19 protein-coding genes are annotated in these 25,191 nt (G+C 72.7%); 12 read left to right on the top strand and 7 right to left on the bottom strand.

Features of this window, described 5'->3' with window-relative positions:
• Positions 1-85: 85 nt before the first annotated feature.
• Complete coding sequence (locus tag IAG43_RS25185) at positions 86-1,438, bottom strand: ABC transporter substrate-binding protein (RefSeq protein ID WP_187742963.1); 1,353 nt, start codon at positions 1,436-1,438, stop codon at positions 86-88.
• A 456-nt stretch (positions 1,439-1,894) separates the two neighbouring features.
• On the opposite strand from IAG43_RS25185, the gene IAG43_RS25180 reads away from it, so the two are divergent.
• Positions 1,895-2,920: a LacI family DNA-binding transcriptional regulator gene (locus tag IAG43_RS25180; protein WP_187742962.1), complete on the top strand. Its 1,026-nt coding sequence runs from the start codon at positions 1,895-1,897 to the stop codon at positions 2,918-2,920.
• A 616-nt stretch (positions 2,921-3,536) separates the two neighbouring features.
• Here the strand turns inward: IAG43_RS25180 and IAG43_RS25175 are convergent.
• Both IAG43_RS25175 and IAG43_RS25170 read right to left on the bottom strand, forming a co-directional pair.
• Positions 3,537-5,384: a glycoside hydrolase family 9 protein gene (locus IAG43_RS25175; protein ID WP_187742961.1), complete on the bottom strand. Its 1,848-nt coding sequence runs from the start codon at positions 5,382-5,384 to the stop codon at positions 3,537-3,539.
• Between the two features lie 55 nt (positions 5,385-5,439).
• Positions 5,440-6,813 carry a glycoside hydrolase family 5 protein gene (locus tag IAG43_RS25170; RefSeq protein ID WP_187742960.1) on the bottom strand — a complete coding sequence of 458 codons (1,374 nt, stop codon included), beginning with the start codon at positions 6,811-6,813 and terminating at the stop codon, positions 5,440-5,442.
• Positions 6,814-7,232: 419 nt separating this feature from the next.
• On the opposite strand from IAG43_RS25170, the gene IAG43_RS25165 reads away from it, so the two are divergent.
• The 3 genes from IAG43_RS25165 to IAG43_RS25155 all read left to right on the top strand — a co-directional run bounded on the left by IAG43_RS25165 (position 7,233) and on the right by IAG43_RS25155 (position 12,958).
• Complete coding sequence (locus tag IAG43_RS25165) at positions 7,233-8,645, top strand: GH1 family beta-glucosidase (protein WP_187742959.1); 1,413 nt, start codon at positions 7,233-7,235, stop codon at positions 8,643-8,645.
• Positions 8,646-8,739: 94 nt separating this feature from the next.
• Positions 8,740-9,585: an endo alpha-1,4 polygalactosaminidase gene (locus IAG43_RS25160; protein ID WP_425508618.1), complete on the top strand. Its 846-nt coding sequence runs from the start codon at positions 8,740-8,742 to the stop codon at positions 9,583-9,585.
• Between the two features lie 394 nt (positions 9,586-9,979).
• A complete protein-coding gene (locus tag IAG43_RS25155) occupies positions 9,980-12,958 on the top strand; it encodes a carbohydrate binding domain-containing protein (protein WP_187742957.1) in 2,979 nt (992 codons plus the stop codon).
• Between the two features lie 149 nt (positions 12,959-13,107).
• Here the strand turns inward: IAG43_RS25155 and gdhA are convergent, their stop codons facing one another.
• Both gdhA and IAG43_RS25145 read right to left on the bottom strand, forming a co-directional pair.
• On the bottom strand, positions 13,108-14,463 hold the full coding sequence (gdhA, locus tag IAG43_RS25150) for an NADP-specific glutamate dehydrogenase (RefSeq protein WP_187742956.1): 1,356 nt from the start codon (positions 14,461-14,463) through the stop codon (positions 13,108-13,110).
• A 170-nt stretch (positions 14,464-14,633) separates the two neighbouring features.
• Complete coding sequence (locus IAG43_RS25145; RefSeq protein WP_187742955.1) at positions 14,634-16,292, bottom strand: FAD-dependent oxidoreductase; 1,659 nt, start codon at positions 16,290-16,292, stop codon at positions 14,634-14,636.
• Positions 16,293-16,535: 243 nt separating this feature from the next.
• On the opposite strand from IAG43_RS25145, the gene IAG43_RS25140 reads away from it, so the two are divergent.
• The 7 genes from IAG43_RS25140 (at position 16,536) to IAG43_RS25110 (ending at position 21,866) form a co-directional block, all read left to right on the top strand.
• Complete coding sequence (locus IAG43_RS25140; protein WP_187742954.1) at positions 16,536-17,657, top strand: SchA/CurD-like domain-containing protein; 1,122 nt, start codon at positions 16,536-16,538, stop codon at positions 17,655-17,657.
• A 94-nt stretch (positions 17,658-17,751) separates the two neighbouring features.
• Positions 17,752-18,177 (top strand): cupin domain-containing protein, encoded by a 426-nt coding sequence (locus IAG43_RS25135; RefSeq protein WP_187742953.1) that lies wholly within the window; start codon positions 17,752-17,754, stop codon positions 18,175-18,177.
• Positions 18,174-19,442: a beta-ketoacyl-[acyl-carrier-protein] synthase family protein gene (locus tag IAG43_RS25130; protein ID WP_187742952.1), complete on the top strand. Its 1,269-nt coding sequence runs from the start codon at positions 18,174-18,176 to the stop codon at positions 19,440-19,442. The genes IAG43_RS25135 and IAG43_RS25130 overlap by 4 nt, the downstream gene beginning before the upstream one ends.
• Positions 19,439-20,680 carry a beta-ketoacyl synthase N-terminal-like domain-containing protein gene (locus IAG43_RS25125; RefSeq protein WP_187742951.1) on the top strand — a complete coding sequence of 414 codons (1,242 nt, stop codon included), beginning with the start codon at positions 19,439-19,441 and terminating at the stop codon, positions 20,678-20,680. Before IAG43_RS25130 ends, IAG43_RS25125 begins: the two co-directional genes overlap by 4 nt.
• A 54-nt stretch (positions 20,681-20,734) precedes the next feature.
• Positions 20,735-21,010 carry an acyl carrier protein gene (locus IAG43_RS25120; RefSeq protein WP_187742950.1) on the top strand — a complete coding sequence of 92 codons (276 nt, stop codon included), beginning with the start codon at positions 20,735-20,737 and terminating at the stop codon, positions 21,008-21,010.
• A 1-nt stretch (position 21,011) separates the two neighbouring features.
• Positions 21,012-21,491, top strand: coding sequence for an SRPBCC family protein (locus IAG43_RS25115; RefSeq protein WP_187742949.1), 480 nt, complete (start codon positions 21,012-21,014; stop codon positions 21,489-21,491).
• Between the two features lie 42 nt (positions 21,492-21,533).
• Positions 21,534-21,866, top strand: a complete 333-nt coding sequence (locus IAG43_RS25110; protein WP_187742948.1) for a TcmI family type II polyketide cyclase — start codon at positions 21,534-21,536, stop codon at positions 21,864-21,866.
• Positions 21,867-21,934: 68 nt separating this feature from the next.
• Here the strand turns inward: IAG43_RS25110 and IAG43_RS25105 are convergent, their stop codons facing one another.
• Together IAG43_RS25105 and IAG43_RS25100 are read right to left on the bottom strand one after the other, a co-directional pair.
• Positions 21,935-22,966 (bottom strand): methyltransferase, encoded by a 1,032-nt coding sequence (locus tag IAG43_RS25105; RefSeq protein WP_187742947.1) that lies wholly within the window; start codon positions 22,964-22,966, stop codon positions 21,935-21,937.
• Positions 22,967-23,006: 40 nt separating this feature from the next.
• A complete protein-coding gene (locus IAG43_RS25100) occupies positions 23,007-24,074 on the bottom strand; it encodes a right-handed parallel beta-helix repeat-containing protein (protein WP_187742946.1) in 1,068 nt (355 codons plus the stop codon).
• Positions 24,075-24,246: 172 nt separating this feature from the next.
• Here IAG43_RS25100 and hemC point away from each other — a divergent pair, with 172 nt between their 5' ends.
• Positions 24,247-25,182, top strand: a complete 936-nt coding sequence (hemC, locus tag IAG43_RS25095; protein WP_187742945.1) for a hydroxymethylbilane synthase — start codon at positions 24,247-24,249, stop codon at positions 25,180-25,182.
• The last annotated feature ends 9 nt before the right edge of the window (positions 25,183-25,191 follow it).

Here is a 25,191-nt window from a genome sequence, read left to right as displayed (position 1 = left end):
CTTTCCCTGGTGAGTCACGGAGTACATGGACGGGCACGGAAGGCGCCGGCCGCCCGTGCGGGACGGGCGGCCGGCGCCGGGGCGACTACTGGTCGATCTTGTCCTCGATCAGCTTCTTGACGTTGTTCCACGCCTTGTCGGGCGAGGTCCCGCGGGTCTCGATGTCGAGGATCCCGTTGTCGGTCAGGAAGGTCTTGACCTGGCCGTCGTAGCGGCCGATGGGCGCCGGGGTGATCTTCTGCGCGGCGTCGGAGTAGATCTTGCCGACGGGGACGCCGGGGAAGTACTCGGGCTGCGCGTTCTGCACCGACTCGGAGGCGAGGCCGGCGGTGGTGGAGGGGATGTTGCCGTTGACGGCGAAGACCTTGGCCTGCTGCTCGGGCGCGGTCAGCCAGGCGACCAGCTTGGCGGCCTCGGCGGTGTTCTTGCCGGCCTTCGGCACGCCGAGGAACGAGCCGCCCCAGTTCGCCGGGACGGGCGCCTGGGCGATGTCCCACTTGCCCTTGTTGGCGGGGCCGGCCTGGTCCTTGATGATGCCGGTCATCCAGCTCGGGCAGGCGACGGTGGCGAACTTGGAGTTCTTGAAGGCCGCGTTCCAGGTGCCCTTCTCGTCGAACTGGCGCAGCTTGCCGGTCAGGCCGCCCTGCGCCGCCTTCACGGCGACGTCCCAGGCCTTGGCGACACCCGGGCTGCCCTCCCAGTGGAGCTTGCCCGACTCGTCGGAGTACTGGTCCGGCTCGCTGGAGATCACGGCGTTGAACAGGCCGCTCGCGGAGTCGTGGAAGGCCGTGTCCGCGGGCGCCTTGGCCTTGTACTTCTCGCCCTGCTCCAGGAACTTGTTCCAGTCGCCCGCCCACAGCTGGCCGACCTGCTCGCGGTCGGTCGGCAGACCGGCCTTCTCGAAGAGGTCCTTGCGGTAACAGATGCCCATCGGGCCGATGTCGGTGCCGAGGGCGATGACCTGGTCGTTGCGGGTGGTGGCCTGCTTGACCTTCCAGTCCAGGAACGCGGAGGTGTCGGCGCCTTCCGCCTTGCCCAGGTCGACCCACTTGCTCGCCATGGCGTCACCGGTGGCCTCGGCGATGTAGCCGACCTCGATGGCCTGGACGTCCGCGAGCCCGCTGCCCTGCGAGAGGCGCAGCTTGAGCGCGTCCCAGTACTTCTGGCCGTCGGCGACGTTGGTCTCTTCGATCTTGATGTTGGGGTTCAGCTTCTCGTACTCGGCGTAGAGCTTGGCGCCCGTCTTGTTGTCGAAGCCGAACGAGCCGAACGTGCCGACGCGCAGAGTGATCTGCTTGTCGCCGCCCGCGGCGTCGTCGCTGCCGCTGTCGCCGTCCGAACCGCAGCCCGTCAGGACGAGTCCGAGGGCGAGCAGGCCCGAGGTGGAGAGGGTGACCGCGCGGCTTCTGCGCCTGGCGACACCGGTGGATATGCGCATTCGAGGCTCCTACGACTGTGGTGGCTGGTGGCGGGCCCAGGCGACAGGGTGGGGCTGACGGCGAGCAGGACCGGTCACGGGTAGGGAAGTGAGCAAGCGTTGGACAGCGGATCCGTGGATCCACAGTGGGAGCGCTCCCACTTCTGCTTGGATCGAAAGCTTCCCGGCGGCGACACCCGCTGTCAAGGTCGCGCAACAGAGCTTTATTGCTCCGAGATGTCACCGGCGTGAGAATCTCCCTTTTCCGCGAGCTTTCCTTCAGGACGTAACGGAACGATCCGGGCGCACGACACCCTTCGGACCCTTTCGCCGTCACTGGTCGAACGCATGCGGGGCACCGTTCTCGACAAGCCTTCGGACCTCGATCAATAATGGGAGCGCTCCCGAACCTCCCGCCACCGCGGTCTCCAGGGAGAATCGGCACCACCGCACCATCCCGCACCGGAGGTCACGCACATGGCAGTACGGGGCCGACACGGCCAGCCCACCCTCGAGCAGGTCGCCGAGCTGGCGGGAGTGGGGCGGGGCACGGTGTCGCGGGTGATCAACAAGTCGCCCGGCGTACGGGACTCCACCCGCCTGGCGGTCGAGGAGGCCATCGCCCGGCTCGGCTACATCCCCAACCACGCGGCCCGCGCGCTCGCCGGCAGCCGTACGGACGCCGTGGCGCTCGTGGTGCCCGAGACGGAGAAGCGATTCTTCACCGAGCCCTACTTCTCCGAGATCATCCACGGCGTCGGGATCGGCCTCGCCGACACCGAGCTCCAGCTCCTGCTCACCCTGGTCCGCACCGAGCGGGAGCGCGCCCGGTTCCTCCAGTACGCGAAGGCCCGGCGGGTCGACGGGGTGTTCCTGGTCTCCGTCCACCGCAGCGACCCGCTCCCCGACCTGCTCTCCGAGATGGACATGCCCACCGTGCTCGGCGGCCGCCGCACCGCCGACGAGACGGTCTCCTACGTCGACTCGGACAACGCCGGCGGCGCCCGCCTCGCCGTGCGCCATCTCGCCGCCACCGGCCGCCGGAAGATCGTCACCATCACCGGCCCCTCCGACATGTACGTGGCCCAGTGCCGTCTGCGCGGCTACGAGGAGGCCGTGCGCGGAGCCTGCGAGGGGTACGAGCCGTCGTGGGCGGCGGACGGCGACTTCACCGAGGAGAGCGGCCGGCACGCCATGACCGAGCTGCTGCGCCGCCACCCGGACCTGGACGCGGTCTTCGCGGCCTCCGACGTGATGGCGGCGGGCGCGCTGCACGCGCTGCGCGCGGCGGGGCGCCGGGTCCCCGAGGACGTGGCGGTCATCGGCTTCGACGACTCCCCGCTGGCCCAGCACACCGACCCCCAGCTGACCACGGTCCGCCAGCCGGTCGAGGAGATGGGCCGCACCATGGCGGGCGTCCTCATCGACCAGATGTCCGACCCGGGCGCCGCCTGGCGCAACGTCGTCCTCCGCACCGAGCTCGTCCGCCGCGGCACGGCCTGACCCGGGCCCCGGGCCGCGCGCCCCGGACGCCACCGCCACGCCCCGGCCCGGCCCCGCACACCCCGGCCCGCCCGGCGCCCGCGGACACCCGCGCGCAGCCCGGGTGCACCGCCCGCCGCCCGCACGGGGCCGCCCGCCCCGCGGAACGCCGCACGGGGCCGACCGCCCGGCGACAGCGCACCTACCGGCCCCCGGGCGACACGCGTGCACCCCGGCCCGCCCGGCGCCCGAGACACCCGCGCACAGCCCGGGTGCACCGCCCGCCGCCCCGCACGGGGCCGACCGCCCCCGCGCCCCCGACGCCCCAAGACACCGGGCCCCGCGGAACGCCCCGAGCCGCCCGCCCCCGAGGCCCCGCACCCCGGAGCCGCCCGCCCCGCGAAGCTCCCCGCGGAACGCCGCGCGGCGCCTGCGAGGGGGCGAATCCCGCAGGCGCCGCGGGCCGGGCGCAGCCCGGCCGTGTGGGCGTCCACCACGCCCACGCCCCCTGCCGGCCCGGGGCCCCGGGCCGGCAGGAAGTGTGTGCGGCCGGTCCCGCCGCGGACCGGCCGCCTGCCGCGCCGGGCCGGTGCCGCCCCCACTGGCGGCACCGACCCGGGCGGGGTCGTACGCCCCCTCAGCGGCCCCCTCGCCCGGCGGGCGCCCCGAGCAGCGGAGCGGTCCGGTCGAGATAGGTCGCGGCCCACACGAGCGGGGCGTTCCAGTTGATGGTGTTCTCCTTGGAGCACCACGCGTCCGGCGCCGTCCCCGGTCCCGCGTAGGACTTCGCGGCCGGGCGCCCCTTCGGCGTCGCCGGATCGTTGATGTCCTGGTTGTTGGGACCTCCGGAGAGCCAGCCCTTGGGATAGGCGGTCCCGGGATAGCGGCCCCAGGCGAGGCGGTCGTGGAGGTCGGACTCGGCGTACTCGCCGTAGCCGGTCACGTAGGACAGGCGCATCGCGTTGGTGCCCATCAGGTAGTCCATGCCGCGGTGGGCCGCCCGGAGGTAGCGAAGGTCGCCGGTGACGTGGTGCGCGGTGCCCAGCAGCAGCATCCGGTTGGCGATGAAGGAGTTCGACCCCCAGGGGTACGGGGAGCCGCCGGGGAGGAGCGCCGGGTAGCCCTCGGCGCCGAGCCCGGCGACGACGGAGTCGGCGAACGAGGTCAGGGCCCCGCGCATCCGTGCGAGGTCCGCGGCCGGCAGGTCGGAGCCCACGGTGAGCAGCGACAGCGTGCCCGCCGCGGCGACCTCCTGCCAGTCGAACTGGCCGACCTCGCCGTAGTGCGGCGAGGAGGTGACCGCCTGGCGCCAGGTGTCCGCGCTGCCGTCCGCGCGCTTGCCCGCCGTGAGGAAGAGCTCGACGGCCGCCGCGTAGCGGTCGTCGCTGTTCTTCGTGTCGGGGTAGTCCCCGCCGCCCTCCGCGTCGTTCGCGGTCGCGTAGTCGACGTCCGGCTGCGCCTCGGCGCGCTGCCACGCCGTGCGGGCGCTCTGCCACAACTGGTCGGCCCGGGAAGGGTCGTAGGGCCGCAGTACGCGGGAGAGCTGGGCGTTGGTGCGGGCCACCGCGTAAGTGGCGTTGGTGGAGGGCGGCATCGCGGAGCGGGCCATCGCGTTCTCGGCGCCGACGTCGGTGACGGGGAACGCGCTCCAGGCGTGGTTGTGCACCTTGTGGGAGGCGAGTCCGGCGGGCGGCAGCATGCCGGACATGAAGCGGGAGCCGTAGGCGACCTCGTCGACGATGTCGGGCCGCCCGTTGGCGTTCTCGGGGACGGCCAGGCTGCCGTCCCCGTAGGCGGCCGGGTCCCGCTCGAAGAGGTTGAGCAGCGTCCAGGCGGAGACGGCGTGGTTGACCGGGTAGATCCCGAAGTCGCCCGCGTCCGCCCAGGATCCGGCGACGTCCAGGCGGGCGCCGCCGCACCAGTTGTTCCAGCAGGCGACGGAGGTGTCGCCGGGGTGGAGGGCGGCGTGGGCGTGGGCGCCGTTCTGGAGGTACCTGGCCTCCACCGGTGTGCCCATGCGGTGGAAGTAGAAGTACTGCATGCCCTCCCGGCCGAGCCGGGGGTAGAGCGATGCGGCGCCGACGGTGAACGGCACGCTGGTGCCCGCCGACGCGACGGTGAGGCGGTACTCGCCGGGGCGGGTCACGGCGGAGAAGTCGGCCTGGTGCACCTGGTCGCCCGAGGCGCGGTCCCAGCCGTGGACCCTGGTCGTGCCCGAGGCGGCGAGTGCGCCGTCCGCGGTGGAGCGCAGTTCCCAGGCGAGCGGGGACGACGCGCCGGTGACCACGGTGGCGATCTTGTCCGCGCCGGTGAGATAGCCGATCTGGTTGACCCTGACGGCGCTGGGGTCGGCGGCGGCCGACGCGGGGGACGCTCCGGCGACGGGGCTGAGCAGGGCGGCGCTCAGCGCGCCGGCGAGCAGTGCGGCCGTGCGGCGTGCGGCACGGCGCGGGCGGGGCGGGCCGCCGGCGGGGGTGGGGGGCATGGTCGGGCCTCCGGGGTGGGGGGAGAGGGGGGAAGCGGGAGCTCGCGGCGCGTGGTCAGTGTGCGGTGGCCGCGGTCGGGTAGTGGTCGCCGAGGCTGATGCCGGTGGTGCTGTTCACACCGCCGAGCGGCACCTCGTGGTCGAGCCCGACGAACCTGTTCCCGGACTGCCACAACGCGGGCTTCAGGAGCGCGTACTTGGCCTCGTCCCAGGTGGCCCAGTCGTGGCCGAGCAGGCCGCCGGTGTCTCCGGAGTTGGGGTTGAGACACCAGAAGGTCTGGTGGATGCGGTTCTCCGCGATGAGGTCCCGCAGGGCCGTCATCCACTTCTGGTTGGGCCCGTTGTCGAGGTGGCCGCCCCACTCGCCGATGAGCAGCGGCGCGGTGTCCTCCTTGTGCAGGTAGAGCCAGTTGGGGTCCCAGACGTCGCGTTCGAGGGTGGTGCGGTTCCAGTCGCCCTGGAACCAGGGCTGCTGGTGGACGAGGGGCCCGTAGTCGTGCGGCGAGTAGACGAGCTGGTCCTGGTGCTCGCCGAGGTCGACGGGGTGGTCCCGCGCACCGCGCAGGTTCCCGCCCCACCAGGTGAAGTGGTAGTCGGCGGCTGCGGTGGAGTTCCAGCCGGTGCCGTTCTTCGGGTAGATCTCGGTGCCCTCGCAGAGCACGAGCACCTGCGGATTGATCGCCAGGATGCGCTTGCCCGCGGTCTCGCAGACGTGCTTGAAGTTGTCCTGGTCGGTGCTGCCGTCCCACTTGGCGCGCGGGCTGGCCGACTGGGTGCCGTGCGGTTCGTTCTTGACGTCCATCGCGACGAGGGTGTCGTTGGTCCGGTAGCGGGCGGTGACCCACTCCCAGGCGGCGTAGAAGTCCTCCGTGGTGACGGTTCCCTTCCACCACACGGGGTGCACGTGGCCCGAGTTGTCGGCCTCCGCGCTGTGGACGTCGAGCATCACCTTCATGCCGTACTTCTCGGCCAGGGCGAGGAAGGCGTCGAAGACCTGGAGGGTGGTCCTGTCCTTCAGTTCGGGGTTGGCCCAGGTGTTGACGGCGCCGGGGACGGCGGCCCGCCCGTCGCGCCACTCCAGCAGGAGCTGGGTGGAGATCGGCACCCGGACGATGTTGATGCCGCGTTCGGCCATGGAGCGGGTGATCGTCTCCAGGTTGGCCGACCACAGGCCGTGGAAGACCCGCTCGCCGGCGTTGAAGCCGAACCAGTTGGCTCCGGTCAGCCAGACCTCGTTCCCCTGGGCGTCCACGATCCTGTTGCCGTCGGTGTGCAGCCAGTCCGTGCCGGCGCCGGCCGCCCGGGGCGCGGGTGTCCCGGTCGCGTCCGAGGGGGACGCCACCGACAGCGCGACGAGGGCGGCGGCCGCGGTCAGGGCGACGGACGCCGCCCGCCCCGGGCCCCGTCCGCGGGTGCTGTGCCACCTCATGGAACTCTCCCTTCCCCTTGCCTGCGGGTTACGGGAGCGCTCCCACTCGGCTCGGCCCTCCCGCCCCGATGCCGGTCACGGTGCGGCATGGGACAGGGACGGTGCGGGAGCGCTCCCAGTCAGCATGGGCCCGAACGTGCGGGCCACGGGTACCCGGACCTGGTGCACGTCCGGGGCGACACGGAGGTTCTGACACCACGGTTTCGGCGCCGCGACCAATGAAGCGGCTGCGGAGCCGCCTGTCAATGGGCGGGACAGAAGCCCATCGGCCTTGACAACCGAGGACCTCTCCCGCGACGCTCTTGGGAGCGCTCCCAATCTGGTGGACGCGTCTCTGGTATCCAGCCTGCCCCGCGCAGAGACGCAAGGTCGCCGGAGCGGGAGCGCTCTCAGTTCCGGAAAACAACCAGAGGATGACGATGACCGCAGAGAACGGCCCGGTTCCCACCGCCCTCTCGCAGCCGCAGGACGCCTCCGCCTTCCCTCCCGGCTTCCTGTGGGGCGTCGCCACGTCGGCGTACCAGATCGAGGGCGCCGCGGACCGGGACGGCAGGGGTACGTCGATCTGGGACACGTTCTCGCGCACGCCCGGCAAGGTGGTGAACGGCCACACCGGTGACGTGGCCGCCGACCACTACGCGCGCTACGAGCAGGACGTCGCCCTCATGTCCGAGCTCGGGGTGGGGGGTTACCGCTTCTCGGTGGCCTGGCCGCGCATCCAGCCGGACGGACGCGGACCGGCCGACCGGCGCGGACTCGACTTCTACCGGCGCCTCGTCGACAGCCTGATGGAGAACGGCATCGAGCCCGCGCTCACCCTCTACCACTGGGACCTCCCCCAGGCGCTGGAGGACGGGGGCGGCTGGCTCAACCGCGAGACCTCCTACCGCTTCGCCGAGTACGCGCACCTGGTCGCCGAAGCCCTGGGCGACCGGGTGCGGATCTGGGGGACGCTCAACGAGCCCTGGTGCGCGGCGTTCCTCGGCTACAGCAAGGGCATCCACGCCCCCGGCCTGACCGACCCCGCCGGCTCGCTGCGCGCCGCGCACCACCTGCTCCTCGGTCACGGCCTCTCCGTACCGGCGATCCGCGCGGCGGCACCGGCGGCGGAGGTCGGCATCACGCTCAACTTCTACCCGGTGGAGCCGGATTCGGACAGCGCGGCCGACCAGGACGCGGCACACCGCATCGACCTCCTCCAGAACCGGCTGTTCCTCGACCCGGTGACCGACGGCGCCTACCCGGCCGACATCCGGGCGCACGTGGAACGCGTCAGCGGCACCGCGCACATCCACCCCGAGGACGAGAAGGCCATCGGCGCCCCCGTCGACTTCCTCGGGGTCAACTACTACTCCTCGTACCGCGTCGCCGGCGGCGGAGCGGCGACCGGTCCCACCGAGTGGCCGGGCGCCGAGGACGTCCGCTTCATCGACCGCGGTCTGCCCCGCACCGGGATCGGCTGGGAGATCGACGCGGACGGGCTGCGCAGGCAGCTGGTCCGCATCGAACGCGACCACCCGGGCCTGAAGATGTACATCACCGAGAACGGCGCGGCGTTCGACGACGCGCCCACCCCCGAGGGCGAGATCCACGACACGGACCGCCTCGCCTACATCGAGGGGCACCTGCGCGCCACCCGCCAGGCGATCGAGGAGGGCGCCGACGTCGCCGGCTACTTCCTCTGGTCCCTGCTGGACAACTTCGAGTGGGCCGAGGGGTACGGCATGCGCTTCGGGATCGTGCGCGTGGACTTCGACACCCAGGTGCGCACCCCCAAGCAGAGCGCCCTCTGGTACGGCGGCGTCGCCCTGAACAACCGCCTGCCGGAGTGACCCGCCGCTCCGCGTGCCCCGGCCACGGGGCGGGGCACGCGGAGCCGGCCGGCGGCGGACCGGGCACGCGCCCGCGCGTGGGACGATGTCCGTCATGCGCATCTCGTCCCGGGACGCCCGTGCGGCCCTGCTCGGCGTCCTCCTGCTGCTGACCGCCGCCTGCGCTCCGGACCCCGGCCCCGGCGACGAGGGGGACGGACGCGGCGCCGCCCGCGCCGAGGTGCGGCCGCCGGCCCCCGGCACCGCCTTCGACTACCAGCTCGGCGGCGCCTACCCGCCGCCCGAGGGCGTGCGGGCCGTGGCCCGCGACCGGACCGCCGAACCCGCCGCCGGGCTGTACAACGTCTGCTACGTCAACGCCTTCCAGACCCAGCCCGACGAGGCCGTGGACTGGTGGCACGAGAACCACCCCGAGCTGCTGCTCCGCGACGCCGACGGCGAGCCGGTGGTCGACGAGGACTGGGACGAGCCGCTGCTCGACATCTCCTCGCAGAGCAAGCGCACCGCGCTGCTCGGCATCGTCGGTCCCTGGATCGACGCCTGCGCCGAGGACGGCTACGACGCGGTCGAGCCCGACAACCTCGACTCCTTCACCCGCTCCGAGGGCCTGCTCACGGCGGACCACGCCGTCGCCTTCGCCCGGCTGCTGACCGACCGCGCCCACGCGAAGGGCCTGGCCGTCGCCCAGAAGAACACCGCGGAACTGCTGCCCGCCCGCGCCAGGACCGGCTTCGACTTCGCCGTGGCGGAGGAGTGCGCGCGCTACGAGGAGTGCGGGGAGTTCGCGGACGCGTACGACGGCAGGGTGTTCGACGTCGAGTACCGGGAGCGCGACTTCGCGGCGGGCTGCCGGACATGGGGCGCCCGGGTGTCCATGACCCTGCGCGACCTCGACGTCCTCCCCGCCGGGGAGCCGGGGTACGTCCACCGGGTCTGCTGACCGGAAACGGTCCGGGCCCGCACAGCCGGAGGCGACCCGCGGCGCGGCCGTGCGCGCCGGAGGCGACCCGCTCCGGCATCCCGCCGCCGCGCGGAACACACCCGCCCGCGCCACCCGCCCGCCGCCGCGCGGTACACAGCCGCGCGGCGGCGCCCCGGACCGGCACGCCCTGAAGTCGCGGCCTCCCAGGGGCTTTACGCGCTCGTCGCGCGGCGGTAACTTCCTTCCCGCCGCAATATGTTGCTGCAATTTTCCGACCGGATTTCCATCCGTGTTCGCTCGAGCCCCGAGGCGCGTCAGGGCTCCGGGCGGAGTCCGGGCAGGACGGTCCGCTGCCGTCCCGCTCCGCCGCTGCCGCGGCCCACCCAGCCGCGGCCCTCCCCCTGGAGACACCATGAAACGCATCGACCGACGGCTGCCGAGACGCCCCCTGGCGGCGGCCGTCGCGACCGCGGGCCTGGTCGGGCTGCTGACGGCCGTGCCGCACGGCGCGGCCCCCGCGTCCGCCGCGACCGGGACGACCGCGGCGGCGAACACCGCCACCGTCTTCTACTACACGAAGACGAAGAACTGGTCGCAGTACAGGCTCCACTACAGCCCCGACGGCGGTTCGTGGACGACCGTCCCGGGCGTCACGATGGAGGCCGCCTGCACCGACTGGGTCAAGAAGACCGTCGATCTCGGCTCGGCCGCCGGCCTGAAGGCGACGTTCAACAACGGCTCGGGCGTCTGGGACAACAACGGCGGCGCGAACTACGACCTGGGCACCGGGACGATCACCGTCCGGGACGGCGTGGTCGCGCACTCGGACCCGTGCGCCGGCACCGAGGGCCCGGGCAACGAGGCCACCGTCTACTACTCGACGGCGACGGTCGGCTGGCCGACGACCAACCTGCACTACCAGCCGGCCGGGGGCGCCTGGACGGCGGTGCCCGGCGTCGGCATGACCCCGGCCTGCACGGGCTGGGTGAAGAGGACGGTGTCGCTGGGCTCCGCCGCCACCCTGCGCGCGGCGTTCAACAACGGCAACGGCGTCTGGGACAACAACAACGGCCAGGACTATCTCCTCGCCAAGGGCGTGTCGACGGTCAGGGACCGCACGGTGAAGGCGAACGCGGCCGACCCCTGTGTCGCGGAGCCCCCGGACACCGAGGCGCCGACCGTGCCCGCGAAGGTCGCCGCGAGCGCGGACGGCGTGTCGATCGTGCTGACGTGGGAGCCGTCGAGCGACAACAAGGCCGTCACGTCGTACCAGGTCACGCGTACCGGCGGCACCGGCGGCACCGTGGTGACCGACGTCGGCTCCACCGTCTTCACCGACACGAACCTCGCCGAGCGGACCGCGTACACCTACACCGTGCGGGCCGTCGACGCGGCCGGGAACGTCTCGGTTGCGTCCGCGTCCGCGACGGCGACGACCGGCACGAAGCCCGCCACGCCCGCCGCCGGCAAGCCGCTGGGCACGGACCCGCGCAAGGACCCGATCTACTTCGTCCTCACCGCCCGCTTCAACGACGGCGACGCGTCGAACAACCGGGGCGGCAACCAGCACGAGAAGTCGGGCAACGCCGCGAACGCCGACCCGATGTTCCGGGGCGACTTCAAGGGGCTCGTCCAGAAGCTGGACTACATCAAGGCGCTCGGCTTCTCCGCCGTGTGGATCACGCCGGTGGTGCTGAACCGCTCGGACTACGACTACCACGGCTACCACGGCTACGACTTCTACAAGGTGGACCGCCGGCTGGAGTCGGCCGGCGCCTCGTACCAGGACCTGATCGACGCCGCACACGCCAAGGGCATGAAGATCTACCAGGACGTGGTCTACAACCACTCCTCCCGCTGGGGCGCCAAGGGCCTGTTCACACCGAAGGTGTACGGCGTCCGGGACGCCCAGTGGAGCTGGTACTACGACGAGCCCAACGCCTCCTTCGAGTACGACGGGCTCACCGTCGAGCCGAAGTCCGGGAAGTCGTACTACAACGGCGACCTGTGGTCGACGGCCGCGCCCACCGGCAACACCTGTGTGAACTGGGGCACGCCGACGCAGCACACCTCGCCGGAGGGCTACCGCATCTACAACTGCCAGTGGCCGAGCCCCACCTCGGGCATGTTCCCGAAGGCGCTGTACCACAACTGCTGGATCGGCAACTGGGAGGGCGAGGACTCGCGTTCCTGCTGGCTGCACGACGACCTGGCCGACTTCAACACCGAGAACGCGACCGTGCAGAACTACCTGATCGGCGCGTACAACAAGTACATCGACATGGGCGTGGACGGCTTCCGCGTCGACACGGCCGTGCACATCCCCCGGACCACCTGGAACCGCCGCTTCCTGCCGGCCATCGCCGAGCGGGTCACCCAGCAGCACGGGGCCGAGGCGGCGAAGAACTTCTTCGTCTTCGGCGAGGTCGCGGCCTTCGTCAACGACAAGTGGAACCGCGGCTCGGTCAACCACTCCGCGCAGTTCTTCACCTGGAAGGAGCGGAAGGAGTACAGCGCGGACGACGAGAAGGCCGCGCTGGAGATGTACGCCGACGAGCAGCAGCGGGGCACCGCCGACCAGCCGACGTCCGACAACGCCTTCCTGCGGGGCAACACGTACCACGCGCCGGACCACAGCCGCTTCTCCGGCATGAACGTCATCGACATGCGCATGCACATGAACTTCGGTGACGCCCCGAACGCCTTCCACAACGGCAAGGACTCGGACGACAGCTACAACGACGCCACCTACAACGTCGTCTACGTCGACAGCCACGACTACGGTCCCAACAAGAGCAGCGAGCGCTACGCGGGCGGCACGGACGCGTGGGCCGAGAACATGTCGCTGATGTGGACGTTCCGCGGCATTCCCACCCTCTACTACGGCTCGGAGGTCGAGTTCCAGGCCGGCAAGAAGATCGACTGCGGACCGACCTGCCCGCTGGCGAGCACCGGCCGCGCGTACTTCGGCGACCGGATCGCCGGCGACGTGAAGGCGTCCGGCTTCTCCACGGTGGAGTCCGCGAGCGGGGCGGTCGCGACGACCCTCCAGCAGCCGCTGGTCAAGCACCTCCAGCGGCTGAACCAGATCCGCCGTGCGGTCCCCGCCCTCCAGACGGGCCAGTACTCGACGGAGGGCATCACCGGACAGATGGCCTTCAAGCGCCGCTGGACCAGCGGCTCGACGGACAGCTTCGCGCTGGTCACCGTCAGCGGCTCGGCGACGTACACCGGGATCCCGAACGGCACCTACCGGGACGCCGTCACGGGTGACACGAAGACGGTCACCGGCGGCACCCTGAGCGTGGCCGCCCCGGGCAAGGGCAACCTGCGCGTCTACGTGCTGAACGGCACCGGGAAGATCGGCGCCGACGGCCCGTACCTGAAGTAGCGGGACGCTCAGGCACGACGGGCCCGCCGCCCCCTCGGGGCGGCGGGCCCTGCGGCGTGCGGGCGCGCCGTACGGGCGGTGCGCCTGGGGGGTGCTGCCGGCCTGCGGGCGCGGCCCGCGCGGTGCGGGCGCGCCGTACGGGCGGACCGTCAGATCACGCCCTGCGCGAGCATGGCGTCCGCGACCCGCTCGAAGCCGGCGATGTTGGCGCCCGCCACGTAGTCGCCGGGGCTGCCGTAGCGCTCGGCCGTCTCACGGCAGGTGCGGTGGATGCCGGCCATGATCAGGGCGAGTTCGTCCTCCACCCGCTCCTGGGGCCAGCTCTCCCGGGCGGCGTTCTGCCGCATCTCCAGGGCGCTGACCGCGACGCCGCCCGCGTTGGCCGCCTTGCCCGGGCCGAAGGCGACGCCCGCCTCCTGGAAGATGCGCACGGCTTCCGGGGTGCACGGCATGTTGGCGCCCTCCGAGACGGCGCGGACACCGCCCGCGACCAGGGTGCGGGCGTGCGCGGCGTCCAGTTCGTTCTGTGTGGCGGAGGGGAAGGCGAGATCGGCGGGGACGTCCCACACGGTGCCGCCGGGCAGATGGCGCGCGGAGCCGCCGCGCCGCCGGGCGTACTCGTCGAGGCGCCCGCGTTCGACCTCCTTGATCTGCCGCAGCAGGCCGACGTCGACGCCCTTCTCGTCGACGATCACGCCCTGGGAGTCGGAGCAGGTGACGGGGTGGGCGCCGAGGGCGATCAGCTTCTCGACGGTGTGGATCGCGACGTTCCCGGAGCCGGAGACGACGGCCGTCAGCCCCGCCAGGTCCTCGCCGCGCTCCTTCAGCATCTCGGCGGCGAACAGGACGCTGCCGTATCCCGTGGCCTCGGGCCGGCCGGCCGAGCCGCCCCAGGCGGTCCCCTTGCCGGTGAGGACGCCCGCCTCCCAGCGGTTGGTGATCCGGCGGTACTGGCCGAAGAGGTAGCCGATCTCCCGGCCCCCGACGCCGATGTCACCGGCGGGGACGTCGGTGTACTCGCCGATGTGGCGGTGGAGTTCGGTCATGAAGGACTGGCAGAAGCGCATCACCTCGGCGTCCGAACGGCCGCGCGGGTCGAAGTCGCTGCCGCCCTTGCCGCCGCCGATGGCGAGCCCGGTGAGGGCGTTCTTGAAGATCTGCTCGAAGCCGAGGAACTTGACCACCCCGAGGTTCACCGACGGGTGGAAGCGCAGACCGCCCTTGTAGGGGCCGAGGGCGCTGTTGAACTCCACCCTGAAGCCCCGGTTGACGTGCACGGCGCCCCGGTCGTCCTGCCACGGCACCCGGAAGAGGATCTGCCGCTCGGGCTCCAGGAGGCGTTCGACGAGCCCCGGCTCGGCGTAGTCGGGGCGGGCCCCGAAGACGGGCGCGAGACTCTCCAGGACCTCACGGGCCGCCTGGTGGAACTCGGGTTCGCCGGGGTTGCGGCGTTCGAGCTCGGCTTGGAGCGCGGCCTGGCGGCCCTTCGGGTCCGAAGCGGTCACGGCGTGTCCCTTTCTGCCCGGCCGGTCTGCCGCCGCCGGACCGGGCGACGGTCCGGAAGCGGTCGCCGACGTGGAGTACGGCCGCCCCGGCGGCCGCGTTCACGGCACCAGAGAGGGAGGCGGCCGTCGTCCGGCCGCCTCCCTCGCGACGCTACCAGCCGGGTCCCGGCTCAGGCCCGGGCGTCCACCCCGCGGTACAGCACGCCCCGCAGCACCTCGGTGAGGGCCCGCCCGGGGTCGTCCGCCGGGCCCGGCGAGCGCCAGGCGACGAACCCGTCGGGACGCACCAGCACCGCCCCGTCGGCGGTGGTGCCGTGCGCGGACGCCCAGTCCGCGCCGGTCTCCGGCTGGAGGTCGGCGTCCGGACCGTCGCCGACCGCGTGGACGCGGAGCGGCACGCCGAGCTCCCCGGCCGCCCGGACGGCCGCGGCCCGCCAGGCGCCGGCCGCCGGGCCGGTGCCGGTCAGCAGGACGAGATCGCGCTCGTAGAGGTCGAGGGTGGAGAGCGAGGGGTGTCCGCCGGGACGGCGCAGCCACAGGTGCGGAGCCCTGCTGCCGGGCTCGCCGGTGAGCTCCAGCTCCTCGGGAACGGTCGGCAGACCGGCGTCCGCGCCGACGACGGCGCCCTCGCGGTAGCGGTAGCCGACGGCGACCGCGAGCATGGCGCTCTGCTTGCCGCCGCCGCCCGGGGCCGGACGGTACCCGGGGTGGCTGTGCTCGCGGGACCGGGACGAGGCGCGGGCGCTGGTGGCCACGGCGACGGGGCGGCGCTCGGTCTCGTAGGTGCCGAGCAGGCCCTCGCCGGCGGTGCCGCGCAGCACGGCGGCGAGCTTCCAGGCCAGGTTGTGGGCGTCCTGGATACCGGTGTTGGAACCGAACGCGCCGGTCGGCGACATCTCGTGGGCGCTGTCCCCGGCGAGGAAGACCCGGCCGTCGGCGTAGCGGTCCGCGACGCGTTCCGCGGCGTGCCAGGGCGACTTGCCGGTGATCTCGACGTCGAGACCGGGCATGCCCGCGGCGCGGCGGATGTGCTCGACGAGACGCTCGTCGGTGAAGTCGTCGAGCGTCTCGCCCTGTTCGGGCTGCCAGGGCGCGTGGAACACCCACTGCTCGTCGTTGTCCACCGGCAACAGGGCTCCGTCCGCGCCGGGTTCGGTGAGGTAGCAGACGATGAACCTGCGGTCGCCGACGACGGCGGGCAGCCCGCGGGAGCGGAAGGTGACGCTGACGTTGTGGAAGAGGTCGCCCGGACCGGAGTGCCCGATGCCGAGGGCCTCGCGCACGGGGCTGCGCGGGCCGTCCGCGGCGACGAGGTAGTCGGCGCGCACGGTCTGGAGCCGGCCGGTGTCCCGGTCCTCGACGACGGCGGTGACGCCCGCGGCGTCCTGTTCGAAGGAGCGCAGTTCGGTGGAGAAGCGGATGTCGCCGCCCTGCTTGCGCGCGTGTTCCAGCAACACCGGCTCCAGGTCGTTCTGGCTGCAGACGCACCAGGCGGAGGGACTGTAGGCGGCGGCCGTGCTGCCGGGCTGCACCTCCTTGACGAGCCACTCCCCCTCACTGTCGGTGAGGGTGCGGACCTGGAGGATGCCCTGGTTGCCGGCGAGGACCCGGGCGGCGTCGCGGATGCCGTCGGCGACACCCGCGGAGCGGAAGACCTCCATGGTGCGGACGTTGTTGCCGCGGCCCCGCGGGTGGTGCGAGGTGCCCGCGTGGCGTTCGACGAGCATGTGGTCGATTCCGAGGCGACCGAGGAAGAGGGACATGGACAGGCCCACCAGGGAGCCGCCCACGACGAGGACCGGGACGCGTACTTCGGGTCGGTGTTGCATCGGTGGCTCCTGCCGCGGCTTTCCGGGGGAAGGGACGCCTGTTCCATGCCCCCGGCCGCTGCGTTCCCTCGCCGCTTCACCCGGGTGGTTCACACATCTCGCGCCACTCGTGGTAGCGGCACAGGATCAGGAACGGACCGCCACACCGCGTACCGGCGACCCATTCGTACGCGGCCGAGTCAGGGCCCCGTAGTCCCCGAGGAACCGGCGTGGCGACATCACTGTCCGAGGAGAGGCGTGACCATGACGACGCTGTCCGAACGTATATCCCAGTCGGCCTTCGACGGCTCCCGGCTGCGCGTGGTGCTGCTGCTGGATCTCCACGACGGCGCCCAGCAGCAGTTCCTGACCGCCTACGAGCACATGCGCCACCAGGTGGCCTCGGTGCCGGGTCACATCAGCGACCAGCTCTGCCAGTCGATCGAGAACCCCTCGCAGTGGCTGATCACCAGTGAGTGGGAGAGCGCGCCGCCGTTCCTCGCCTGGGTGAACAGCGAGGACCACCTCGACACGGTCAAGCCTCTGCACGACTGCGTGCGCGACACCCGCTCGTTCCGCTACAGCGTCCTGCGGGAGACCGGCGGGACGCACGCCACCGGGAACGACACGCGCAGGACCCCCCTCCAGGCCGCGCCCCGCGTCGGCGACGGCGTCGTGCGGCACGCCCTCACCTTCACCGTGAAGCCCGGTACGGAGGAGAAGGTCGCCGCGATCCTCGCGGAGTACGCGTCCCCCACGGCGCGGGTCGACGACACGACCCGGCTGGCCCGGACCTCGCTCTTCATGCACGGCAACCGTGTGGTGCGGGCGATCGAGGTGCAGGGCGACCTGATGGCGGCGCTGCGGCACGTGGCCCGGCAGCCCGAGGTCAGGGCCGTCGAGGAGGCCATCAACCCGTACCTGGAGCAGGACCGCGATCTGGACGACCCGCAGTCGGCCAGGACGTTCTTCACCCGTGCCGCGCTGCCCGCGGTCCATCATCTGGCGACCGCCGGCGGCGGGCGGACGGACGTGGAGCGCCACGCTCTGTACTACCCGGCCAAGCAGGGCTGCGGCATGGCGCTGGCCAGGCTGCTGGCCCGGCAGGACGAGGCGGCCGCGGGCGAGCCCGCGGGGCTCGTGGACTCGAGCACCGTCTTCCAGCGCGACGACGTCGTCGTGCGCCTCGTCGACACGCGCGGCCCGCTCGACGCCGACCCGCTGCTCGCGCTCGGCGTCCGCGGCCCCCGGAAGGCGGCCGTGCTGGCCCGCCTGCTCGACCTCGAAGCCCTCGGCCTGGGCGGCTCGCCCACCGGTGCCGAGCTCGCGGCGCGGCTGCTGCGCGGCGCCGACATGCGCCTGATCACGGACCGCCGCGCCGGCTGACGCCGCGCGCCCGTCCCCGGCGCCGCGCTCCGGCGCACCGCACGGCCGGCTGTCGCCCGCCCGTGGCCCTACCGCCTCAGCGAAGGAATCAGTCATGACCACAACGCATCGCATCGTCGACCTCGGCGAGACCCAGCCCAACCGCCGGCGCGGAGGCGACCTGCGCGCCATGCTCACCCCCACCGAGGTGGGCGCCACGAGCGGCTTCATGGGCCTGGCGATCGTGGAGCCCGGCGACCGGATCGGGGAGCACTACCACCCGTACTCCGAGGAGTTCGTCTACGTCGTCGCCGGCGAGCTGGAAGTCGACCTGGACGGCGAGACGTTCCCGATCCGCACGGACCAGGGGCTCATGATCCCGCCGTACGTCCGTCACCGGTTCCGCAACGTGGGCTCGGCGGAGGCCCGGATGGTCTTCCATCTCGGTCCGCTGGCGCCGCGTCCGGAGCTCGGGCACGTCGACACGGAGGAGACGCCGCAGGCGCGGGACGCCGCACAGCCCACGGGGGCGGTTTCGTGAACCGACGTGTGGCGGTGACCGGCGTCGGCATCGTCGCACCCGGTGGCGTGGGTGCCCCGGCGTTCTGGAACCTGCTGGCGGACGGCCGGACCGCGACGCGGGGGATCACCCTCTTCGACCCGGCCGGCTTCCGCTCGCGGATCGCGGCCGAGGTGGACTTCGACCCCGCGGTCCACGGCCTCGACGCCCAGCAGGTCCGACGGGCCGACCGGTACGTGCAGTTCGCCATGGTCGCGGCCCGTGAGGCGCTCACCGACGCCGGTCTGGACATGGCGAAGCAGGACCCGTGGCGGGTCGGGGTGTCGATGGGCACCGCGGTCGGCGGCACGACCCGGCTGGAGCACGACTACGTGGCGGTGAGCAGTTCGGGCCGTCGCTGGGACGTGGACCACAGCGAGGCGGGGCCGCATCTGCACCGGGCCTTCTCGCCCAGTGCGCTGGCCTCCGAGGTGGCCGAGCAGACCGGTGCCCACGGCCCGGTGCAGACCGTCTCCACGGGCTGCACCTCGGGCCTGGACGCGATCGGCTACGCCTTCCAGGCCATCGCGGAGGGCCGGGTGGACGTCTGTGTCGCCGGCGCTTCCGACTCGCCGATCTCCCCGATCACCGTGGCCTGCTTCGACGCGATCCGGGCGACCTCGGCCAACAACGACGACCCGGAGCACGCCTCGCGTCCCTTCGACGCGCACCGCGACGGGTTCGTGATGGGCGAGGGCGGCGCGGTGCTGGTCCTGGAGGAGCTGGAGCACGCCAGGGCGCGCGGTGCGACGGTGTACTGCGAGGTCGGCGGCTACGCCACCTTCGGCAACGCGCACCACATGACCGGGCTGACCCGTGAGGGCCTGGAGATGGCCCGGGCCATCGACAGCGCGCTGGACCAGGCCCGTCTCGACGGGTCGGACGTCGACTACGTCAACGCCCACGGTTCCGGCACCCAGCAGAACGACCGGCACGAGACGGCCGCCGTGAAGCGCTCCCTCGGGGCGCACGCGTACGAGGTGCCGATGAGTTCCATCAAGTCGATGGTGGGGCACTCGCTGGGCGCGATCGGCGCCATCGAGGTCGTCGCCTGCGTGCTGGCGATGGACCGGCAGGTGGTCCCGCCGACGGCGAACTACGAGACGCCCGACCCCGAGTGCGATCTCGACTACGTGCCGCGCACCGCCCGGGCGGCGAAGCTGCGGACCGTGCTGTCCGTGGGCAGCGGGTTCGGCGGGTTCCAGTCCGCGGTGGTGCTGACGCGGCCAGGTGGGAGGACACGATGAGTCCCGATGAACGCCGCCGTCCCGTCGTGACGGGCATGGGTGTCGTCGCCCCCAACGGAGTGGGCACGGACGCCTTCTGGAAGGCCACCCTGGAGGGGGTCAGCGCCCTCGACCGGGTCACCCGTGAGGGCTGCGGCCACCTGCCGCTGCGGATCGCGGGCGAGGTCCGGGGCTTCGACGCCGAGTCGCTGGTCGAGGAACGCTTCCTGGTGCAGACGGACCGGTTCAGCCACTTCGGCATGGCCGCGGCCGATCTGGCGCTGGCCGACGCCCGGGTCCCCGCGGGCGCGCACGACGGGGATCCGTACTCCGTCGGCGTGGTCACCGCCGCGGGTTCCGGAGGCGGCGAGTTCGGCCAGCGCGAGCTCCAGCGGCTGTGGGGCAAGGGCTCCACCTACGTGGGGCCGTACCAGTCGATCGCCTGGTTCTACGCGGCGAGCACCGGACAGATATCGATCCGGGGCGGCTTCAAGGGCCCGTGCGGTGTGGTGTGCAGCGACGAGGCCGGCGGCCTCGACGCGATCGCGCACGCCGCGGCGGCGGTGCGGCGCGGCACGGACACCGTGGTGGCCGGCTCCGCCGAGGCCCCGCTGGCGCCCTACTCGGTCGTCTGCCAGCTCGGCTACCGCGAGCTGAGCACCGCCGAGGACCCGGAGCGTGCCTACCGGCCGTTCACCGCGGGCGCCTGCGGCTTCGTGCCGGCCGAGGGCGGCGCGATGGTCGTCGTCGAGGACGAGTCGGCCGCCCGGGACCGCGGGGCGCCGGTGCGCGCGGTCGTGGCGGGTCACGCGGCGACGTTCACCGGGGCTTCCCGGTGGGAGGAGTCGCGCGAGGGGCTCGCGCACGCGATCCGCGGGGCGCTCCGTCAGGCGGACTGCGCGCCCGACGAGATCGACGTCGTGTTCGCCGACGCGCTCGGGCTGGTGGAGGCCGACCGGGCGGAGGCGCTGGCGCTGGCCGACGCGCTCGGTCCGCACGGCACCCGGGTGCCGGTGACGGCGCCCAAGAGCGGCATCGGCCGCTCCTACTGCGGGGCGCCGGTGCTGGACGTGGCGGCCGCGGTGCTGGCGATGGAGCACGGTGTCGTGCCCCCGACGCCGCACGTGCACGACGACGTCTGCCACGACATCGCGCTGGTGACCGGGACCGCCCGGCCGGCCGAGCTGCGCACGGCGCTCGTGCTGAGCCGGGGGCTGATGGGCTCCAACGCGGCTCTGGTGCTGCGGCGCGCCGACTGAGCAGGACAGGACGGCCGGGGCCCGCCCCGGCCCGGAAACGAGGGAGCAAACCCCATGACCGCACAGCACGCACAGCCCGCACAGCTGACCGTCACGGAGCTGACGGCCCTGATGAAGAAGGGCGCCGGCATCACCGTCGACGCCGCAGCGATGGACCGCGACCCCGACACCCCGTTCGAGGCCTACGGCCTCGACTCGCTGGGCCTGCTGGGCATCGTCGGCGAGCTGGAGAACCGGTACGGCCGGGCGCTGCCGCCCGACGCCGACCGCTGCAGGACCCCGCGCGAGTTCCTCGATCTCGTGAACGACTCTCTGATGGCAGGAGCCTGACATGTCCGGGCACACCGAGAACGACATCCTCATCGACGCCCCGCTCGACCTCGTGTGGGACGTGACCAACGACGTCGACCACTGGCCGCAGCTGTTCACCGAGTACGCCTCGGTCGAGGTGCTCGAACGGGACGGCGACCGGACGGTGTTCCGGCTCACCATGTACCCGGACGACAACGGCAAGGTCTGGAGCTGGGTCTCCGAGCGGGAGGCCGACCGCGCCTCGCTGAGCGTCCGCGCCAAGCGCGTCGAGACCGGTCCCTTCCAGTACATGAACATCCGCTGGACCTACGAGGAGACCCCGCAGGGCGTGCGGATGCACTGGACGCAGGACTTCGCGATGAAGCCGGACGCGCCCGTGGACGACGAGTGGATGACCGAGAACATCAACCGCAACTCGCGCGTCCAGATGGGTCTGATCAAGGACCGCATCGAGCAGCGCGCCCGGGTCCGCGAGACGGCTCCGGTCACCGGGCGCTGACCGCGCTCCCCCACTCCGACGGCATCCGAAGGGACGCCCCTGATGCACCACGCACTGATCGTCGCCCGTATGGCGCCCGGTTCGGCTCCGGACATCGCGGAGGTGTTCGCGGCCTCCGACGGCGGTGAGCTGCCGCACCTCGTCGGCGTCAACCGGCGCAGCCTGTTCCAGTTCGGCGACGTGTACCTGCACCTGATCGAGTCGGACCGCCCGCCGGGCCCCGCCATCGCGAAGGTGACCGAGCACACCGCCTTCCGCGACGTCAGCGAGCAGCTGGCGGCCTTCGTCAGTCCGTACGACCCGCAGACCTGGCGGAGCCCGAAGGACGCGATGGCCACGCAGTTCTACAGCTGGCAGCGCGAGCCGCGCGGCTGACGCGCGAGCGCACGGCAGGACGGCCCCGCGGGACACCGCGGGGCCGTCCTGCCGTCGGTGGGGAGGCGTCAGCCGGGGACGACGCTCTCGAAGGCGTGGAGGTAGGCGTTGACGGGGCGCACCTCGCCCAGGACGAGACCGGCCTCCCTCATCCGGCTCTCCATGCTCGCCCGGGTGTGCTTGGCGCCCCCGACGTTGAGCAGCAGCATCAGGTCCATGGCGGTCGTGAAGCGCATGGAGGGCGAGTCGTCGACCAGGTTCTCGATGACGACGACCCTCGCCCCGGGGCGGGCCGCGGCGATGACGTTGCCCAGGGTGCGGCGGGTGCTCTCGTCGTCCCATTCGAGGATGTTCTTGATGACGTAGACGTCGGCCTCCACGGGGACGGCCTCGCGGCAGTCGCCCGGGACGACGTCCACCCGTCCGGCGAGCGCCCCGCCGTCGCGCAGCCGGGGGTCGGCGCGCTCGACGACGCCCGGCAGGTCGAGCAGGGTGCCGCGCATCCCGGGGTGCTTCTCCAGCAGGCTGGCGAGCACATGGCCCTGGCCGCCGCCGATGTCGGCGACGCTCGACGCCCCGGTGAGGTCGAGGAGTTCGGCGACGTCCCGCGCGGACTGGACGCTGGAGGTGGTCATGGCCCGGTTGAAGACGTGGGCGGACTCCTGGGCGTCCTCGTGGAGGTACGGGAAGAACTCCTTGCCGAACAGGCCCTCGAAGACGCTGTCGCCGGTGCGCACCGCCTCGTCGAGCTTGGGCCAGGCGGCCCAGGTCCACGGCTCGGTGCACCACAGGGCGATCCAGCGCAGGCTCCGGGGGTCGTCCTCGCGGAGCTGGCGGGACATGTCGGTGTGGGCGAAGCGGCCGTCCGGCTCCTCGCTGAAGACTCCGTAGCAGGTGAGCGCCCGCAGCAGGCGCCGCAGCGCCCGTGCGTCGGTCTTGACGGCCGCGGCCAGGTCCTCGGCGGACAGCGGCGTGTCGTCGAGGGCGTCGGCGACGCCGAGGCGGGCGGTGGCCCGCACGGCGGCGGCGCAGGCCGCCCCGAAGACGAGCTCCCGCAGGCGCATGGCGTCCTGGGGCTGGGTGGTGGGTGCGGTGGTCATGCCGTCTCGATTCTCGTGAGATGCCTGTCCCGGGACCGGGTCAGCACAGTCCGGCGGGCTCGGAGACGCCGCACGTGTTGGCGTCGAAGCGGTTGCCCGTGCCGGCCGTGTCACGGTTGGCCAGGTCCGCCTTGCCGTTGCGGAGCACGACGTTGTCGCGGACGACGTTGCCGCTTCCCGGGACGCCGACGACGCTCTTGAAGAGGACGATGCCGCCGGAGAACGGGGAGTCTCCGACGTTGTCGGAGACCGTGTTCCGCTCCACCAGGACGTCCTCCGTGCCGGTGAGCACGACGCCCGCGCCCTGGATGCGCGGCAGCCGCGCGGAGGCGGGGCAGGACTTGTTGTTGGCGGTGATCCGGTTGTGGCGGACCGTCAGGGCCCCTGCGCGGGGCTTGGACTCGTCGCCGACCAGGAAGAGGCCGGCGCAGTTGCCGGTGACCGCGTTGTGCTCGACGACCAGGTTGCGCACCCGCCGGACGGTGGCGCCGATCCGGTTGTCCGTCATGTCGTTGCCGCTGATCCGGGTCCCGAGGGTGTCGGTGGCGCCGGCCTCCTCGGAGACCGTGTTGGCGACGAAGAGTCCCGCGTCGCCGTTGCCGCGCACGGTGTTGCGGACCAGGGCCGAACGGGTGGAGCGCTCCTGGGCGATGCCCCAGGTGCCGTTGTCCGAGGAGGTGACCCGGCGCACCGTCAGACGGTCGGTCCAGTTCGCCCACACGCCGGCCCGGGTGAAGCCCTCCAGGCGCAGGGACTGGACGCGCACGCCCGTGACGGGGGCCCCGCGCTCGCCCTCGACGCAGACGCCGTTGCCGGCGGCGGCGCAGGAGCCCTTGGCCGGGGTGCCCTCGGCAGGCTTGAGCAGGGTCAGGTTCCCGGTGCCGCTCAGGGTCACGTTGTCGGTGGTGATGCGCACGCTCTGGCGGAAGGTGCCGGGGGCGAGGTGAATGGTGTCGCCGGGCCGGGCCGCGTCGACCGCGGCCTGGATCGACTGGCCGGGGACGACGTACACGGCCGTGTGGTGGGAGGCGGCCGGGGCGGCTGCGCCGATGCCGGTGGCGGTGAGGAGGACCGCGCAGCCGGCGAGGGCGAATTGTCGTTTTGTCATAGTCCGAAGCTATGCGGCATGCCGGGTGATTCCTGACGAACCAGGCCGAACTCCGCCGTGTCGCGGCGTGGCGTGTCCGCTGGGCAGCGCAACGGCCGGCGGGTCCCCTGCCGCCGGCCGGGTCCGTCCGCACGGTTCAGGAGGGCGCCCCGGACGCCCTATCGTGGAGCGCATGACCGTGCCCGAGCTGATCCGCATCGTCTCCCGTTCCTCCCCCATGGCCCTGGCCCAGGTGGAACGCGTCCGCGCCGAACTGACGGCGCTTCACCCGGGCCTGCGCACCGAGGTCGTCCCGGTGGTGACCACCGGTGACCGCTGGATGGGTGATCTCTCGCAGGTCGACGGAAAGGGTGCGTTCACCAAGGAGGTGGACGCCGCGCTGCTGGCGGGCGAGGCCGATCTCGCCGTGCACTGCGTCAAGGACATCCCCGCCGACCGGCCGCTGCCCGCCGGGACGGTGTTCGCCGCCTTCCTGGAGCGCGACGACATCCGCGACGCCCTGGTGCACCCCGGCGGGCTGACCCTCGACGAGCTGCCAGCCGGGACCCGCATCGGCACCTCCTCGGTGCGGCGCGCCGCGCAGCTCGCCGCCTCCCACCCGCACCTGGAGTGCGTGCCGATGCGGGGCAACGCGAACCGGCGGCTGGAGAAGCTGCACGCGGGCGAGGCCGACGCGCTGCTGCTGGCCGTGTCGGGCCTCGAGCGCATCGGCCGCGCCGATGTCGTCACCCAGGTGCTGTCGGCGGAGACCATGTGCCCGCCGATCGGCGCCGGCGTCCTCGCCCTCCAGTGCCGCGAGGACGACACGGAGGTCATCGACGCGGTGAGCGGCCTCGGCGACCCGGACGCCCATCGCGAGACCACCGCCGAACGGATGCTGCTGCACGTCCTCCAGGGGCACTGCAACAGCCCGATCGCGGGATACGCGCGGGCGGAGCGCAACGGCGACCTGTCGCTGCGGGCGAAGGTCTTCACCCCCGACGGCAAGACGGTGCTCAACGCGCACGAATGGGCCGGTCCGCTGGACCCGGCGACCCTGGGCACCTCGGTCGCCGTGGCGCTGCTGCGCCAGGGCGCGCGGGAACTGATCGACTCCATCCCGCACTGACCGGCCGGC

Source organism: Streptomyces genisteinicus, from assembly GCF_014489615.1.
Classification (GTDB): domain Bacteria; phylum Actinomycetota; class Actinomycetes; order Streptomycetales; family Streptomycetaceae; genus Streptomyces; species Streptomyces genisteinicus.
This window is presented reverse-complemented; position numbering and strand designations above follow the sequence as displayed.

Bases quoted from the DNA above. Each gene is read 5' to 3' on its own strand.
- IAG43_RS25170 (WP_187742960.1), bottom strand. From the start codon at position 6,813: ATGAGGTGGCACAGCACCCGCGGACGGGGCCCGGGGCGGGCGGCGTCC.
- IAG43_RS25165 (WP_187742959.1), top strand. From the start codon at position 7,233: ATGACCGCAGAGAACGGCCCGGTTCCCACCGCCCTCTCGCAGCCGCAG.
- IAG43_RS25175 (WP_187742961.1), bottom strand. From the start codon at position 5,384: ATGCCCCCCACCCCCGCCGGCGGCCCGCCCCGCCCGCGCCGTGCCGCA.
- IAG43_RS25155 (WP_187742957.1), top strand. From the start codon at position 9,980: ATGAAACGCATCGACCGACGGCTGCCGAGACGCCCCCTGGCGGCGGCC.
- IAG43_RS25110 (WP_187742948.1), top strand. From the start codon at position 21,534: ATGCACCACGCACTGATCGTCGCCCGTATGGCGCCCGGTTCGGCTCCG.
- IAG43_RS25115 (WP_187742949.1), top strand. From the start codon at position 21,012: ATGTCCGGGCACACCGAGAACGACATCCTCATCGACGCCCCGCTCGAC.
- IAG43_RS25120 (WP_187742950.1), top strand. From the start codon at position 20,735: ATGACCGCACAGCACGCACAGCCCGCACAGCTGACCGTCACGGAGCTG.
- IAG43_RS25185 (WP_187742963.1), bottom strand. From the start codon at position 1,438: ATGCGCATATCCACCGGTGTCGCCAGGCGCAGAAGCCGCGCGGTCACC.
- IAG43_RS25100 (WP_187742946.1), bottom strand. From the start codon at position 24,074: ATGACAAAACGACAATTCGCCCTCGCCGGCTGCGCGGTCCTCCTCACC.
- IAG43_RS25160 (WP_425508618.1), top strand. From the start codon at position 8,740: ATGCGCATCTCGTCCCGGGACGCCCGTGCGGCCCTGCTCGGCGTCCTC.
- IAG43_RS25105 (WP_187742947.1), bottom strand. From the start codon at position 22,966: ATGACCACCGCACCCACCACCCAGCCCCAGGACGCCATGCGCCTGCGG.
- IAG43_RS25140 (WP_187742954.1), top strand. From the start codon at position 16,536: ATGACGACGCTGTCCGAACGTATATCCCAGTCGGCCTTCGACGGCTCC.
- IAG43_RS25125 (WP_187742951.1), top strand. From the start codon at position 19,439: ATGAGTCCCGATGAACGCCGCCGTCCCGTCGTGACGGGCATGGGTGTC.
- IAG43_RS25180 (WP_187742962.1), top strand. From the start codon at position 1,895: ATGGCAGTACGGGGCCGACACGGCCAGCCCACCCTCGAGCAGGTCGCC.
- IAG43_RS25145 (WP_187742955.1), bottom strand. From the start codon at position 16,292: ATGCAACACCGACCCGAAGTACGCGTCCCGGTCCTCGTCGTGGGCGGC.
- IAG43_RS25135 (WP_187742953.1), top strand. From the start codon at position 17,752: ATGACCACAACGCATCGCATCGTCGACCTCGGCGAGACCCAGCCCAAC.
- hemC (WP_187742945.1), top strand. From the start codon at position 24,247: ATGACCGTGCCCGAGCTGATCCGCATCGTCTCCCGTTCCTCCCCCATG.